The 14777-nt window shown below is 52.1% G+C and carries 15 protein-coding genes; 11 read left to right on the forward strand and 4 right to left on the reverse strand.

Features of this window, described 5'->3' with window-relative positions; genetic code table 11:
• Nucleotides 1-113 precede the first annotated feature (113 nt).
• The 7 genes from H8710_RS05235 to recN all read left to right on the forward strand — a co-directional run bounded on the left by H8710_RS05235 (nucleotide 114) and on the right by recN (nucleotide 6794).
• Nucleotides 114-572 carry a divergent PAP2 family protein gene (locus tag H8710_RS05235; protein WP_249294361.1) on the forward strand — a complete coding sequence of 153 codons (459 nt, stop codon included), beginning with the start codon at nucleotides 114-116 and terminating at the stop codon, nucleotides 570-572.
• Nucleotides 573-586: 14 nt separating this feature from the next.
• Complete coding sequence (dxs, locus tag H8710_RS05240) at nucleotides 587-2440, forward strand: 1-deoxy-D-xylulose-5-phosphate synthase (RefSeq protein ID WP_249294362.1); 1854 nt, start codon at nucleotides 587-589, stop codon at nucleotides 2438-2440.
• A complete protein-coding gene (locus H8710_RS05245) occupies nucleotides 2425-3264 on the forward strand; it encodes a TlyA family RNA methyltransferase (protein WP_249294363.1) in 840 nt (279 codons plus the stop codon). Before dxs ends, H8710_RS05245 begins: the two co-directional genes overlap by 16 nt.
• A gap of 3 nt (nucleotides 3265-3267) precedes the next feature.
• On the forward strand, nucleotides 3268-3618 hold the full coding sequence (locus tag H8710_RS05250) for a VOC family protein (RefSeq protein WP_249294364.1): 351 nt from the start codon (nucleotides 3268-3270) through the stop codon (nucleotides 3616-3618).
• A gap of 40 nt (nucleotides 3619-3658) precedes the next feature.
• Nucleotides 3659-4534, forward strand: a complete 876-nt coding sequence (locus tag H8710_RS05255) for an NAD(+)/NADH kinase (protein ID WP_249294365.1) — start codon at nucleotides 3659-3661, stop codon at nucleotides 4532-4534.
• Nucleotides 4535-4575: 41 nt separating this feature from the next.
• Nucleotides 4576-5028 carry an arginine repressor gene (argR, locus tag H8710_RS05260; protein WP_249294366.1) on the forward strand — a complete coding sequence of 151 codons (453 nt, stop codon included), beginning with the start codon at nucleotides 4576-4578 and terminating at the stop codon, nucleotides 5026-5028.
• A 77-nt stretch (nucleotides 5029-5105) separates the two neighbouring features.
• On the forward strand, nucleotides 5106-6794 hold the full coding sequence (recN, locus tag H8710_RS05265) for a DNA repair protein RecN (protein ID WP_249294367.1): 1689 nt from the start codon (nucleotides 5106-5108) through the stop codon (nucleotides 6792-6794).
• A gap of 80 nt (nucleotides 6795-6874) precedes the next feature.
• On the opposite strand, the gene H8710_RS05270 is transcribed toward recN, so the two are convergent.
• The gene (locus H8710_RS05270) at nucleotides 6875-7720 is read right to left on the reverse strand and encodes a DegV family protein (RefSeq protein ID WP_249294368.1); all 846 of its coding nucleotides are present in this window, start codon (nucleotides 7718-7720) and stop codon (nucleotides 6875-6877) included.
• A 211-nt stretch (nucleotides 7721-7931) separates the two neighbouring features.
• Between H8710_RS05270 and H8710_RS05275 the strand changes: the two genes are divergently transcribed.
• The 4 genes from H8710_RS05275 to H8710_RS05290 all read left to right on the forward strand — a co-directional run bounded on the left by H8710_RS05275 (nucleotide 7932) and on the right by H8710_RS05290 (nucleotide 12026).
• Nucleotides 7932-9212: an HlyC/CorC family transporter gene (locus H8710_RS05275; RefSeq protein WP_249294369.1), complete on the forward strand. Its 1281-nt coding sequence runs from the start codon at nucleotides 7932-7934 to the stop codon at nucleotides 9210-9212.
• A gap of 272 nt (nucleotides 9213-9484) precedes the next feature.
• The gene (locus tag H8710_RS05280) at nucleotides 9485-10681 is read left to right on the forward strand and encodes an AI-2E family transporter (protein WP_249294370.1); all 1197 of its coding nucleotides are present in this window, start codon (nucleotides 9485-9487) and stop codon (nucleotides 10679-10681) included.
• A 32-nt stretch (nucleotides 10682-10713) separates the two neighbouring features.
• Nucleotides 10714-11298 carry a CDP-alcohol phosphatidyltransferase family protein gene (locus H8710_RS05285; protein WP_249294371.1) on the forward strand — a complete coding sequence of 195 codons (585 nt, stop codon included), beginning with the start codon at nucleotides 10714-10716 and terminating at the stop codon, nucleotides 11296-11298.
• A 20-nt stretch (nucleotides 11299-11318) separates the two neighbouring features.
• Nucleotides 11319-12026 (forward strand): putative ABC transporter permease, encoded by a 708-nt coding sequence (locus H8710_RS05290; RefSeq protein WP_249294372.1) that lies wholly within the window; start codon nucleotides 11319-11321, stop codon nucleotides 12024-12026.
• A 72-nt stretch (nucleotides 12027-12098) separates the two neighbouring features.
• Here the strand turns inward: H8710_RS05290 and H8710_RS05295 are convergent, their stop codons facing one another.
• Genes H8710_RS05295 through H8710_RS05305 form a run of 3 tightly spaced genes read right to left on the reverse strand, consistent with a single transcriptional unit; the run spans nucleotide 12099 to nucleotide 14777 of the window.
• Entirely contained in the window at nucleotides 12099-12842 is a 744-nt protein-coding gene (locus H8710_RS05295) for a GNAT family N-acetyltransferase (RefSeq protein ID WP_249294373.1), read from the reverse strand.
• Entirely contained in the window at nucleotides 12820-13464 is a 645-nt protein-coding gene (locus H8710_RS05300; RefSeq protein WP_249294374.1) for a VanZ family protein, read from the reverse strand. The genes H8710_RS05295 and H8710_RS05300 overlap by 23 nt, the downstream gene beginning before the upstream one ends.
• A gap of 11 nt (nucleotides 13465-13475) precedes the next feature.
• The gene (locus tag H8710_RS05305) at nucleotides 13476-14777 is read right to left on the reverse strand and encodes a pyrimidine-nucleoside phosphorylase (protein WP_249294375.1); all 1302 of its coding nucleotides are present in this window, start codon (nucleotides 14775-14777) and stop codon (nucleotides 13476-13478) included.

The following is a 14777-nucleotide window of genomic DNA, read 5'->3' on the forward strand; positions in this document are numbered from 1 at the left end:
CGGAAATAACAACCTGACCCGCTGGGTACAAATTAAGGATGTGGGCGGGTACCCCAAAAAGGAACGCTGTTTTTGACTGGAGCGTTCGCCAAAGAAAGGACATGGATCATCTCATGACAGAATTTGTCGATTTGTTCAGCAATTATATTCTGCTATCCGCCCTGGCCGCCTGGCTGTTGGCACAGGTTTTAAAGGTGGTTTTCTACGGTATCAAAAACCGCACCATCAATCTGGAACGGCTCATCGGCGCGGGCGGCATGCCCAGTTCCCATACGGCGACGGTGGTCGCGCTCACGGTGGCGGTGGGCCGGTTAGAGGGGCTTGGTTCTCCGCTTTTCGCCATCGCCTTTATTCTGGCCTGCGTTGTCATGTACGACGCCACCGGTGTTCGCCGGGCGGCGGGGGAACAGGCCAAAGTGCTGAACAAGCTGGTGTTTGAGCATAAAAAAGACGACCCGCCTATCGATGCTGAAAAAGCCCTCAAGGAATTTTTGGGCCATACCCCGCTTGAAGTCTTCGGCGGTGCTATCCTGGGGATTATCGTCGCATTTCTGCTTCCCATGTCCATATAAGAGGGGGCTTTCACATGAACCGTTATCCAATTCTCGACCGCGTAAACTCCCCTCAGGACGTGAAAAATCTAAACCGTAGAGACCTCAAGGAGTTCTGCTCGGAGGTGCGGGAGTTTTTGGTAGAGCATGTTTCCAAAACCGGCGGCCATCTGGCGTCCAATCTGGGCGTCGTCGAGCTGACTACCGCCCTTCACCGGGTGTTTGACACCCCTTGGGACAGCATTATCTGGGATGTGGGGCACCAGTGCTACACCCATAAGATCATTACCGGCAGAAAAGACCGGTTCGACACCCTCCGTCAGCCGGAGGGCTTGTCCGGCTTTCCCAAACCCGATGAAAGCCCTCACGACGCCTTTGTGGCAGGGCACAGCTCCACTTCTATTTCGGCGGCCTATGCCATCAGCCGGGCCAACCAGATGAGTCAGAGCAATTCCCACGCCATCGCCGTCATCGGCGACGGGGCCTTTACAGGCGGCATGGCCTACGAGGCCCTCAACAACGCCGGGCGGAGCCGCTCCAACCTGATTATCGTTTTAAACCACAACGCCATGTCCATCGGGCGCAATGTGGGCGCTTTTGCCCGTTACCTGTCCGCCATCCGGCTTCAGCCGGGCTACCTGCGGTTAAAAGACCACACCGAAACGGTACTGGACCACATTCCACTGGTAGGCAAGCCAGTGAAAAGAGTGGTGCAGGGCTCCAAAACGGCGCTGAAAAACGTGCTGTACCATTCCACTTTCTTTGAGGAAATGGGATTTACCTATATCGGGCCGGTGGACGGCCACGACCTGAAAGCGCTGGAAAAAGCCTTTACCCAGGCAAAGCTCTTACAGCGTCCGGTTTTCGTCCATGTGGAGACTACAAAGGGAAAAGGCTACGAATTCGCTGAGAAAAACCCTCTCGTCTACCACGGCATCAGCAAATTCGACGTGGAGACCGGCAACCCCGACCTGCCCGAAGAGGACAGCTTTTCGGTGGTATTCGGTAACTATCTGACCCGCCTTGCCGACTGCGACGACAAAATCTGTGCCATCACGGCCGCCATGAAGCAGGGGACGGGCCTTACCCCTTTCTGCTCCAAGCACCGGAACCGCTTTTTCGATGTGGGCATCGCCGAGCAGCACGCCGTCACCTTTGCAGCGGGGCTGGCTTCCAAGGGATATGTCCCCGTTTTCGCGGTTTACGCCACTTTTTTGCAGCGAGCCTACGACCAAATCCTCCACGACGCCGCCATCGAGCGGCTCCATGTGGTGCTGGCCATCGACCGGGCGGGACTGGTGGGCGACGACGGCGAAACCCATCAGGGGGTCTACGACGTGTCCTATCTGACGAGTATCCCCGGCGTGACGGTTTATAGCCCCTCCACCAACGAGGAGCTGGAGGCCCAGCTTTATAAGGCGGTCTATGAAACGAAAGGGGTCGCCGCCGTCCGGTATCCCCGCGGCTGCGACAAAAAAGTGTACCGAGCCGAGGACCCCAAGGCGGATTATGTCTTTCTCGCTGAAGGAGGCCAAAATCTTGCCGTCAGTTACGGGCGGATTTTTCACGATTTGTACGCCGCCAACGAAGAAGGGCGTTTTGGGGCGCTTTTAAAGCTAAACAAGTTAAATCCCTTGCCGGATGAGCTGATCGAAAAGATCGCCTCTTATGAGAGCATCGTCTTTTTCGAGGAAGTGGAGCAAAACGGCTCTATTGGGGAGCATCTGCTGCTTCTATTGAGCCAAATCGGCTGGAAAGGGCGCTACCGGGCGGTATCCCTGCCCAACGGTTTCTTCAAGCAGGGCAAGGTGCCCCAGATGCTCCGGGAATACCGGCTGGATAAGGACGGTATGATGGAAATTTTACGAGAGGAATGGGAAAACAGATGAAATCCCGTTTGGATATTCTGATGGTGGAGCAGGGGCTCGCCCCCAGCCGGGAAAAGGCCAAGGCCATGATTATGGCTGGGGAAGTCTTTGTAAACGACGAAAAGGTGGATAAGGCGGGGGCGTCCATCCCCGTCGACGCCCAAATCAAGGTAACGGGAAATGCCCTTCCGTACGTCAGCCGCGGGGGCCTCAAGCTGGAAAAAGCCATGCAGGCCCATCAAATCGACCTGCATGGCGCCATTTGCGCCGACATCGGCGCTTCTACCGGCGGGTTTACCGACTGTATGCTCCAAAACGGGGCCAAAAAGGTCTATGCCATCGACGTGGGCTACGGGCAGCTTGCCTGGAAGCTTCGCACCGACGAGCGAGTGGTCAATTTGGAGCGCACCAACGTCCGCTATGTCACTGAGGAGCAGATTCCCGACCCGCTGGACTTCGGCTCTATCGACGTGAGCTTTATTTCGCTCACGCTGGTGCTGCCAGTGCTCTACAAACTTCTCCGGGACGGGGGACAGGGCGTTTGCCTCGTCAAGCCCCAGTTCGAGGCGGGGAAGGGCAAGGTGGGCAAAAAAGGCGTCGTCCGGGAGCCGGAAATCCACCTAGAAGTGCTCGAAAAAATTTACGATTTCTGCGGCGAGCTGGGGCTCTGCATCAAAGGAATCCATTTTTCGCCCATCAAGGGCCCGGAGGGGAACATTGAATACCTCTATTACTTCGAAAAATCCCCGGAACCCACACCTTTTTCCAAGGACGATTTGAAAACGCTGGTGCAGGAGTCCCATCAGGCGCTGGATAAAAAAGAAACCAATCCATCGGAGGGATGAGCCATGGAGTTTGCGGGAATCTGCCTTGCAACCAAAGACGTTCGGAAGCTGTCGGCATTTTATCAGGCGGTTTTGCAGACCGTCTCCGACTGCGACGGTGAAATCCATCAGGAAATCCGCACCCAAGGGGCGGCGCTGGCTATTCTCAGGGACGAGAATGCCGGAATTTGCGGCAACCAGAAGCTGAGAATGGCGTTTACCGTGGACGATGTGGACGCGGAATTTGCCCGGCTGCAAAGCCTGGGCGTGTCGGTCGACGAACCGCCCGAAACCCAGCCGTGGGGCGCGCGGAATCTGTCTTTTTTGGACCCGGACGGGAATCGGTTGACCTTTCGGAGTTTTCAGAAGAAATAAACGAATGGGCGTTGCCCTGAAAAGAAGGCTGGTGGCTAAAGTGAAATTGCTGTTAATGCCAAACCTGGACAAGAAAAATGTCGTCGAGTGCGTGGAACAGGTCTGCAAATTGCTCTTTAATAAGGCCGAGCTTTGGATGGCTGAAACCAAGCGGAAACATTTTCCCCATTGTCAAGGCCTACGGTTCGGCAAATTCGACGAACTGCTCTCTCAGTGCGACTTCTGTATCGCCATCGGCGGCGACGGCACCATCATCCATGCTGCTAAGCACGCCGTCTTGCAGAACAAACCGGTGCTGGGCATCAATTTGGGGCGGCTGGGGTTCCTGGCCACGCTGGAAATGGGAGAGCTGGAGCTTTTGCACAAGCTTCTGACCGGAGATTACACGGTGGAAGAGCGCATGATGCTCTCTATCGTCCACCGCAGCGGCAAGGGGACAGAGACTTACCATGCCCTCAACGACGCGGTGCTGTCCAAGGGAGCTTTAGCCCGGATGATTGACTTAAATATCTCCTGCAAAGGAAAGGGGGTAGGCGCCTACCGGGCTGATGGGGCGATTTTTTCCACCCCCACCGGTTCCACTGCTTACAGTTTGTCTGCCGGAGGTCCCGTCATTGACCCTACCATCGACTGTATCACCTTGACGCCGGTGGCGCCGCACTCTCCATTTGGGCGTACCATTATCTTCAATGAACAAAGTGTTATTTCGGTTCAACCCGCCCGCCCTGACCAGGAGATTTTCTTGACCGTGGATGGGGAACAGGGTATCCCCATCGAACTGGGGGATGAGGTGCTCATTCAAAAGAGCAAAACCAGTGTAAAGCTTATTAACTTGACAGGAAAATTGTTCTATCAGGTGCTCAACGACAAGCTGCTCTACGGAAGCGAATGGCAGACAAAGCCCGGGCAAATATAAGTAAAAAGGAGATCAGCAAACATCGAGGGAGGAATTTAATTTTGAAAGCGCTGAGACTGCAAAAAATCGTCGAATTAGTGGAGAAAAATGAGGTGTACACTCAGGATGACCTTTTAAAACTGCTGGCGGAGGAGGGGATTGCCACCACCCAGGCCACTATTTCCCGGGACATCAAGGAGTTAAATCTCGTCAAGGCCATCACCGAGGACGGAAAATATAAGTACACCACCGCCCGGAAGCAACAAAACCACAGTATGGAAAAGAAGTACCGGGCTGTTTTCGTCGAGTCTATAATCGACGTGGATTATGCTCTGAACACAGTGGTCATCCGCTGCCATACCGGCATGGCTAACGCCGCCTGCGCGGCGCTTGACACCATGGATTTCCAGGGCATCGTCGGCACCCTCGCCGGCGACGATACCATCTTTGTTCTCATGCGCACCGAAGCTCTTGCGGAAACCCTTTGTAACGAAGTCAGATCTATGCTCCTGTAAACGATTCTGCCGGCAAATGGGGACATGTTTGAATGAGTGTTCCTTTTCCGAAACCGGTCAAACCCTCGCAGAAAGGAATGTCGATTTCTATGCTTTTGTCGTTATACATCGAAAATCTGGCGGTCATCGAAAAAGCCTGCATTGACTTCGATGGGGGCTTTACTGTTTTTACTGGCGAGACTGGGGCCGGAAAATCCATTGTCATCGATGCCATCAACGCCTGCCTGGGACAACGGGCCAGCCGGGAGATCGTCCGCACCGGCGCGGACAAGTCGTCGGTTTTGGCGATTTTTGCCGGCGTCCCTCAGACCATTCTCAGCCTTCTTCGGGAAAACGGCTACGAGCCGGAGGGGGGCGAGCTTTCCATTGCCCGGGAAATTTATGCTGACGGCCGCAGTACCGCCAAAATCTGCGGCAGGCCCGCAACCGTTTCCTTTCTGAAAGAGGTGGGGACGGGACTTGTAAACATCCACGGGCAGCATGACAACCAGATTCTCCTAAACCCGGACCGGCATCTGAGCATCATCGACGATTACGGCGAGCTGGAGGGCCAAATCGCTGCCTACCGGGCGGAATACCAGCTTCTGCGGGACGATATCCGCGCCCTTCGCACCCTTACTATGGACGAAGAGGACAAGCGGCGACGCATCGATACATTGACCTACCAAATCGACGAGATCGCCGCCGCTCGGCTGAAGCCTGGCCTGGAAGAGGCGCTGGAAGAACGCTCCCGCTTTTTCAGAAGCGGAGAAAAAATTGCAGGTGCCTTGAGCGTTGCCTGCGGAGCATTATTGGGCGACGAAGAGGACTCTCAAGGGGCCTGCGACCTGATACAGGCCGCAAAGGCAGCCCTCTCCGAGTTATCCGAGTTCCCGGAGTTTCAGAAGGCCGCCGAACTATTGGAAACGCTGGCCCTAGACCTCAATGAGACCGCCTCTGCCCTCAAAGAACAGCTGAACGGCATGGAGTACGATCCCCGGGAAGCCGACCTGGTGGAACGGCATCTGAGCGAAATCCACCGCCTCAAGGGCAAGTACGGCAGCACTATCGAAGAGGTAATTGCTTACGGCGACAAGGCCAAAGACGAGCTTCACCGCATTGAAAGCGCCGAGGAAGAGCTGAAAAGGGTAAATGCCAGAGCTTTGCAGCAAAAACAAAAGGTGGCGGCCCTAGCCGCCGCCCTCACGGAGAAGCGCCGCAAAACGGCGGAGCAGTTTGTGCAAAAAGTCCAGGAAGAAGCCAAATTTCTCGAAATGCCGAATCTCAGGCTGGAAGCCCGGTTCACTCCCTGCAAAATTGGCGCAAACGGCGGCCATCTGATGGAGCTGCTCATTTCCGCCAACGCCGGGGAGCCGCCCAAACCTATTGCGAAAATTGCGTCAGGAGGCGAGCTGTCCCGGGTTATGCTGGCCATCAAGAGTGCTTTGGCCGACAAGGACCAGATCGGCACTCTGATTTTCGATGAGGTTGACACCGGCGTCAGCGGCAGGGCCGCCCAGAAGATCGGCCTCAAGCTCAAAGAAGTGGCCCGCAGCCGGCAGGTGCTCTGCGTCACCCATTCGGCGCAGGTCGCCGCACTGGGCGACAGCCATCTGCTCATCGAAAAACGGATGGAAGAGGGCCGCACCTTTACCGGGGTAACGCCTCTGAGCGACGAAGACCGAATCCGTGAAATCGCCCGCATCATGTCCACCGACCGGGTTACCGACCTGATGCTCCAAAATGCCGCCAGCATGCTTCAGGAGGGCAAAAACCCCGTTTACTAGGGAAAATCCATTTTCTATATATAACAAAACCCCGCAGGGTGAAGAAATCCTGCGGGGTTTTGTTATATTTGCGTGTTATTTTACTCCCGGATAAACAGCACGCCTAACGTACTCTCCCCGCAGTGATTTGAGATGGTACAGCTGGCCTCGGTATCCAGGATTTCTCCAAAATTCTGGCATTCCCGCACGGTTTTCTCCGCTAGATCCAGCGTGTCGTCCGGGCAGGCGGTGTGGGTGATGAAAATGCGCTTTAGGCGGAGGTTGTCCCGTCCGCTGATACGGTCTTTGATATACTTGACCATGCAGTCGTCGTAGCTTCCCCGGTATTTCTTTCCCACTTCCATTTTGCCGTCCTTCACTAAAATCATCGGCCTCAGGTGCAAAACGTTTGCCCCCATGGCCACCAGGCTGGAACAACGGCCCCCTTTAGCCAGGTAGTCCAGCCGGTTGATGATGAAACTTGCCTCCACTTTGGGAATCAACCGGTCGATTTCCAGGGTGATTTCGTCTGCGTCCATGCCCTTTTGGGCCATCTCGCAGGCCTCCAATACCAAAAGCCCCGTTCCAGTGGAAAGGTTCCGGCTGTCAATGGGGTAGACACCACCGATTTCGCTGGCCGCAACCAGCGCATTCTGATGTGCGCTGGAAAACTCTGAGCTGATATTGAAGTGGATGATTTCGTCACAGTCCTTTTTGAGCGCCGAGAAGAACTCCAAATAATCGCCCACTGAGGGGGCAGCAGTCTTGGGCAGGGTTCCGGTTTTCGCCACATAGGCGTAAATATCGTTGGGGGAGACGGTTACGCCGTCCCGAAAGGAATCCTCTCCCATATTGATATACAAGGGAACGATTTCAACCTGGTATTTTTCCATTAGGTCTTTCGAAAGGTCGATGGTGCTGTCTCCTGTAATTTTGATGCGGCTCATAAATTCCGCTCCTTTCGATTTTCGGTCCCATTGGGCCGTTATGTCTTGTAACATATTGTATCACAACGGTTCTTTTGCTGCAAGAGGGGAAAGGCCCTGCAAAAACTTGCATTATTTTTTTATCTATGTTATACTAATCCTAATTTTATGTCTTGGGAAGGGAATACTCTCTTCTCAAATTTTTGACAATCAAAAAGGAGCTGAACCACTTTTGGACGACCCGTTACTTTATGTTTTACTCGTCATCCTCATTTGCTTGTCGGCCTTTTTCTCGGCCACCGAAACTGCTTTTTCCAGCGTGAGCAAAATGCGCCTCAAACATTATGCCAGCACTGGAGACAAGCGGGCTGAGAAAGCCCTCTCCATCATCGACCGTTTCGATGATGCACTGTCGGCTATCCTCATCGGCAACAATATTGTAAACATTGCTTCCGCGTCCATCGGTACTGTAATTTTCACCGGCCTCATCGGCGGAAAATGGGGTCCCGGCGTTTCGACCTTAGTGATGACGCTTGTAGTCCTCTGCTTTGGCGAAATCCTTCCCAAAACCTATGCCAAGGAAAACGCAGAGAGGGTTTCGATCCGGGTAGCCGGGATTCTAAGCGCAATTATGACTTTGTTTAAGCCCCTGATCTGGGTATTTGTACAGATTAAGCGAGGCGTCATGAAACTCTTTAAATCCAGGGAGAATCTGCCGACCGTAACAGAAGAAGAACTGAAATACATCATTGAGGAAATCGAGGACGAAGGCGTTTTGGAACAGCATGAAAGCGAGCTGATTCAGTCGGCGCTGGAGTTTAACGACATTACTGTCAGCGAGATTCTCACTCACCGGGTAGACGTTGTCTCAGTGGACGTAAATGAGGATATAGAAGCGGTCAAGAACATCTTTCTGACCGAACGATTCTCCCGCCTGCCTGTCTACGATAAAAATATAGACAATGTTTTGGGAATTATAAGTGACAAGGACTTTTTCCGGGAATATCTCAAAAATCCAAAATTTAACCTTAACGATATCGTCCAGGAAACTCTTTTTGTGCCTCCGAAAAAGCATATTTCCGCCCTGCTCAAGGAACTTCAGCGGATCAAATCACAAATCGCGGTCGTCACAGACCAGTACGGCGGCACCTTGGGTATCATCACCCTGGAGGACATTCTCGAAGAGCTGGTGGGAGAAATCTGGGACGAAGATGAAGACATTATCCAGGAACTGACCACCTTAAGCGATGGGCACTATCTCGTCAGCGGTGATATGAAAGTGGACGATATGGTGGAGCAGATCGCCCCTGAGGATATTCAGCAGTATGAAGATAACACCTCCACTGTAGGCGGCTGGGTGCTGGACGAAATCGAACACCTGCCTGAAGCGGAAGAGGTGTTTCGAATCGGACGTTTTCAGATCACAGTCAAGGAGATCGAGGAACAGCGGATCAAAAAGCTGGAAGTGGTGGTTTTGCCTGAACCGGATGACGAGGAGAGTAATTCCCGATAAAAATTTGCCGAGGCTTGGAGAAATTTGGCTCCAAGCCTCGTTTTATTGTCAGACAGCATATCTCTTTGGTATTTGAGATTTTCCGCCGTGACAAGATTATAGAAATGACCTAGAGCTGTTTTGCCCAGAAACGACAATTCTTTTTCGAAAAATATGGTAATTCCCGTCAAGATATGGTAGAATGTGGATTGAAATCATTTGTCAAAGCGGAAAACAGAATCCCTGTTTTTCGTTTTTATCTTACATATTTACATAGAAGGAGTGTCAATTTCATGGACCTCAACCGGAGAAACGTGAAAAAAATTATGTTTATCGTGGCCTTTGCCATTGTGCTTTTTTTGGGGCTGCAGAACATTGACAACATCTACACCTTCTTCAAGGTAGTATTCTCGCTTTTATCCCCGTTTCTGATGGGGCTCTGCATTGCGTTTATCCTCAATGTACCTATGAAGTTTATCGAGGAAAAATTTTTCCGCCTCGGCGGCAAGCATGATAAGCTCGTTCGGAAGCTGAAACGGCCTTTGAGCCTTGTTATGACTATTATCTTTGTACTGGCGCTCATATTCTTTGTCATGTTCATCATTATCCCGGAGCTGGGCAACACCTTTGAAATCCTCCAGCGGAACATTCCGGTTTATATCGGCAAAATCAACTCCTGGATCACCGAACTATTGGTGAAATTTCCGGAGCTTGACAACTGGATTTCCACCATCACCATTGACTGGAACAAAGTGGGCGACACCGCATTCAGTTTTCTGAAAAACGGTGCTGGCAGCGTATTGAACACCACTTTCAGTGCTGCGACCAGTGTCATCAGCGGAGTCGTAAACTTCTTTCTGGGAGCGGTTTTCGCTTGCTACGTCCTGCTTCAGAAGGAAAAGCTCGGCCGGCAGCTGAAACAGATTCTTTACGCCTTCATACCCGAAAAAAAGGCCGACGAGACCTCTTTGAAACCTTCTTCCCACCGAGTGGACAAATTCCTCTCGATCTGCAGCCTTGCAAACAAGACGTTCTCAAACTTTATTGCAGGGCAGTGCACCGAAGCGGTCATTCTGGGACTGATGTTTTTCATTGCCCTCAGCGTTTTCCAATTCAAATATGCCTTGATGATCAGTGTTATGACTGCATTTTTTGCCCTCATTCCCATTTTCGGCGCCATTATCTCGATGTTCGTCGGCGCATTTTTAATTCTCATGGCCAGTGGCCCCATGACAGCCCTTTGGTTTATCGTGTTGTTCCAGGTTATCCAGCAAATTGAAGGAAACTTTATCTATCCTCATGTAGTGGGCAATTCCGTCGGCCTTCCATCTATCTGGGTTCTGGTGGCTGTGACGCTGGGCGGCAGTACCATGGGCGTTCTGGGTATGCTCATCAATATTCCGCTGTTCTCGGTCATCTATGTCCTCATCAAAGGGGCGGTGGGCGAACGGCTCAAGGAAAAGAAAATCGCACCTTCCTCTATCCAATAGGCGCTCCCCATCTTTTTTCAAGGAGAATCACCATGAAGTTCACCAAAAAGGAAGTTTTCAGCATCCCCAATATTCTTTCTTTTGTCCGGATATTGCTGATTCCGGTATTTATGGCTTTTTACCTGACGGCGGAGATTCCGCTGGACTATTATATCGCGGCGGCGGTCATCCTGATTTCCGGCCTCACCGATATGGCGGACGGACTCATCGCCCGCAAATTTCATATGATAACAGAGCTGGGGAAAGCGCTGGATCCCATCGCCGACAAGCTCACCCAGGCCGCTATTGTCTTTACTCTGATTTTCCGTTTTCCAGCTATGGTGTTTCTGTTTATCCTGCTGGCGGTCAAGGAGATTTTCATGGGTGTCAACGGTCTCATCCTCCTGAAAAAAGGGAAAAAACTGGACGGCGCCATGTGGTTTGGAAAACTGTCTACGGCAGTGTTGTATGTGGTAATGTTCATTTTTATCGCAGTACCCAACATGCCGTCCCTCGTTGCCAATATTTTGATGATCGTCACAGGATTTTTCCTGGCGATGTCGTTTATTTTATACATTCCCATCTTTTCCGACCTGCACAAACGCAGCAAAGAAGAGACCCAATCTGAAAAAGCTTAAAGTCTTGCTAGGAGAAACAGATGGAAAAGATCACTTACACGGCGGCCCAAGAGACATCCGCCGCAAAACCTGCGGCAAAATCTTTCGCCAGCGGCCTCAATTTTTACAAACTGTTCTGGATTTTCTTTATCGGGAGCTTTGCGGGAGTCGTTATCGAAACCCTATACTGGTTTTTGACTCGGCATCGATTCGAAAGCCGAAGCGGCCTCATCTACGGGCCTTTTAATCTGGTATATGGATTCGGGGCGCTGTTCATCACCTTAGGGCTTTACTGGCTCATCCACAAAAACGTCCTTTTTATCGCCGCGGGCGGGTTCGTTTTAGGAGGATTTTGCGAGTTTATGTGCAGCTGGGTGCAGGAGATGCTCTTTGGCACCGTTTCCTGGGAATACAGCGGTTCCCCCATGAGTATTCAGGGGCGCATTAATTTGAAATACTGCATTTTCTGGGCGGTTTTGGCTGTGGTCTGGATGAAGCTGCTGTTTCCAGCTCTGTCCGGCCTCATTGAAAAGATTCCCGGCCGTGTCGGAAAGCCTCTTACCTGGATTTTACTGGTGTTCATGATTCTGAACAGTTTGATTTCTGGTATGGCGGTAGCACGGATGTCCGCCCGTTACCGCGAAATTCTCCCCAGAAACAGCGTTGAGGTTTTCCTCGACAAGCACTATCCTGACGAACTGATGAAAAAGGTTTACCCCAATATGATGTTTGTCTCCGACAAACCATAAAATGTTTCAAAACCCCCGCTGCAAGCCGTCCGGCTGCAGCGGGGGTCGTCGTTTCAATGAGCTTTTTGGCTTTTAGGGCTGGGGGAGGCAGCCTTCAAAATTACCGCGGTAACTGCAGATCCACGCAGGATAATACCCGGCCCTATGAGCTGTTCGCTGAGATAAAATATTGCTTGAAGAGGTTCCGTAATAGGGAATAAACCCGCGGTTTAACGTCTCCCGGGTCAAAACGTTCACCAGATATGCCGCCAGTCCTTTTTGCCGGTATTCCGGCAAAACATCTATGCCTACCTGCCACATCCCTGCACAGTCAAAACTTGCGCCAGCTATACCGATGATTCTGCCTCTGTCTCGGGTAACCGCCGCTAGGACATCGGGTCGGGGATGGTTTACGTCATATCCTAGGGCATTGTGAAATCCCTCTAGTTTGTAAAGTCTTGGAATCTCTTTTTGTTCTACCAATTCGCAGGCAAATCCTGCGGGCACGGCAAACTCTGACAGCCGTTTCAGATTGGGGAGATAGTAGAGGCTCTGCCCATAAACAAAAGGCATACAAAAAGCATCATCCCGGTTTATGCCGTCCAGCATCGGTTTGACAATCTGTAAAATCTGGGGTGCGGCCGACACCACGACAGCATTGCCCATCGAGAGCATTTCAAAATGATGCTCTTTCATCGGAAAAGGTCTGCGTCCTGGATTTGCTTTTGCTTCCACGAATATAAAGTGCTCTTTTTTGCTGTTGAGGTCGTCTACCGTGCAATTTAAGTCGATGGCAAGCTGAGTTTGCACGGTTTTATGTATTTCTTTTTGATCCATTGATCTTCACCTCGCTTCTATCTGCGGAATTGCAGCGTATGTTCTTGCACCGATCAAAAGCTTCTTTCCATTTGAGCGACAAAAGCCAGTACAGGAGAGCTCCCAGCAGGGCGCCCAATGTGTTTAAAAGCAGATCGTCTATATCAGAATCCCGCTGGATGGCGATTTGACAGACCTCGATGAAAAGGGAAGAGCAAAATCCTATAAACACCGCCTTTTTCACAGTGATTCTGGAAAACAGCAGCATGGGGAAAAAACCGATGGGCAGGAAAGTTGCGATATTCCCCCAAAAGTTTATTAGAAAATAGGTGGTGTCTCCCTGGGATACCATGCGCAGCGAATCGGAAAAAATGCGGAAGGGAATAAGGTTTAAATTTCCACGGCCGTAAAGCTGAAAGCTGATCTCTCCCTCCTGCCACCGGACAATGGGAAGTACTGTCAAGGAGGCGAGCCCGACAAGATACACCGCAAACATCAAAATCCAAACCTCATGGGCGGCGCACACAGGTATCCCGGCCTTTTTCCGAGAACGGCAGAGGAATATTCTGACAGCCAGCACGACAGGAAGGGCAATGAGCATAAAGGGCGCCATCCGAACAAGATAGCGGATTACCGCAGACATCAAAATCCTCCTTATTTTGCGGCGCCCAGTATCATGGGGCGCTTTTGGGGCGGGGTTTTGGCAATTTTCAGGCCGTTGCGGAAAACGTCTTCCGCTTCCTTGAATTTTTCTGGCACACTGGTGTAAAACACAGCTATGACGTCGCCTTTTTGGAGCAAATCTCCTATTTTCCGCTGAAACCAGATGCCCGCCCCATAGTCGATAGCGTCTTCCTTGCGCTCTCGGCCCGCTCCCAGAATTGAGGCGGCGATGCCGCAGCTCTGGGCATCCATTTGGGCGAAATATCCGTCTTTCTGCGCCTTGATTTCCCGCCGGTGTGAGGCGCCGGGGAGCAGGGAAGGAGCCTCGATAACCCTGGGATCGCCTCCCTGGGCTTCGATGAGACGACGAAATTTCTGGAGGGCCGCTCCGCTTTTCAGGGCCTTTTGTGCCATCGCCCGGCACGGCTCCAGATAGCCCTGGCCCGCTAAAAACAGCATCCAGGCGCTTAGTTCCAGGCAGAGGGAGGTCAGTGCCTCATCTCCGCCGCCCCTGAGCACTTCAATAGCCTCTTTAAGCTCCAGACTGTTGCCCACAGCAAGGCCCAAGGGGGCATCCATGTCGGTGAGCAAAGCCACGGTCTTTTTCCCAGCGTGTTTGCCGATAGAAACCATCGTTTCGGCAAGCTTTTGCGCCTCTGGAAGGGTTTTCATAAAGGCGCCGCTGCCAACTTTTACATCCAGCAGGATGGCGTCACAGCCGGAGCAGAGTTTTTTGCTCATAATGGAGGAAGCGATGAGAGGAATGCTCTCCACGGTGGAGGTGGCATCCCGCAAAGCGTAAATCCGCTTGTCGGCGGGGGCTAGGTTTTTGGAAGAACCAATGAGACCGATATCGATGCGGCTAACCTGCTCGATAAATTCCTGTTCGCTGAGGTCTACCCGATAGCCGGGAATAGATCTGAGCTTATCAATGGTGCCGCCGGTATGTCCCAACCCCCGACCGCTCATTTTGGCCACTGGCACACCGCAGGCAGATACGATGGGAGCCACGACCAAGGTCGTCTTATCCCCGACGCCGCCGGTGGAGTGTTTATCCACCTTGCAGCCTGCAATGGCGGACAAATCCAGAGAATCTCCCGAAGCAGCCATCGCAAGAGTCAATGAAGCGGTCTCCCGGTCATCCATGCCGTTGAGACAGATAGCCATGAGCAGGGCGGACGCCTGGTAATCAGGGATCCGGCCGTCGGTGTAACCCTCAACGAAAAAGTTGATTTCTTCGTCGTTCAGCGGGTTGCCCTCCCGTTTTTTGCGGATGATGTCCACCATTCTCAT

Source organism: Fumia xinanensis (assembly GCF_014384905.1).
GTDB classification, from domain to species: domain Bacteria; phylum Bacillota; class Clostridia; order Oscillospirales; family Ruminococcaceae; genus Fumia; species Fumia xinanensis.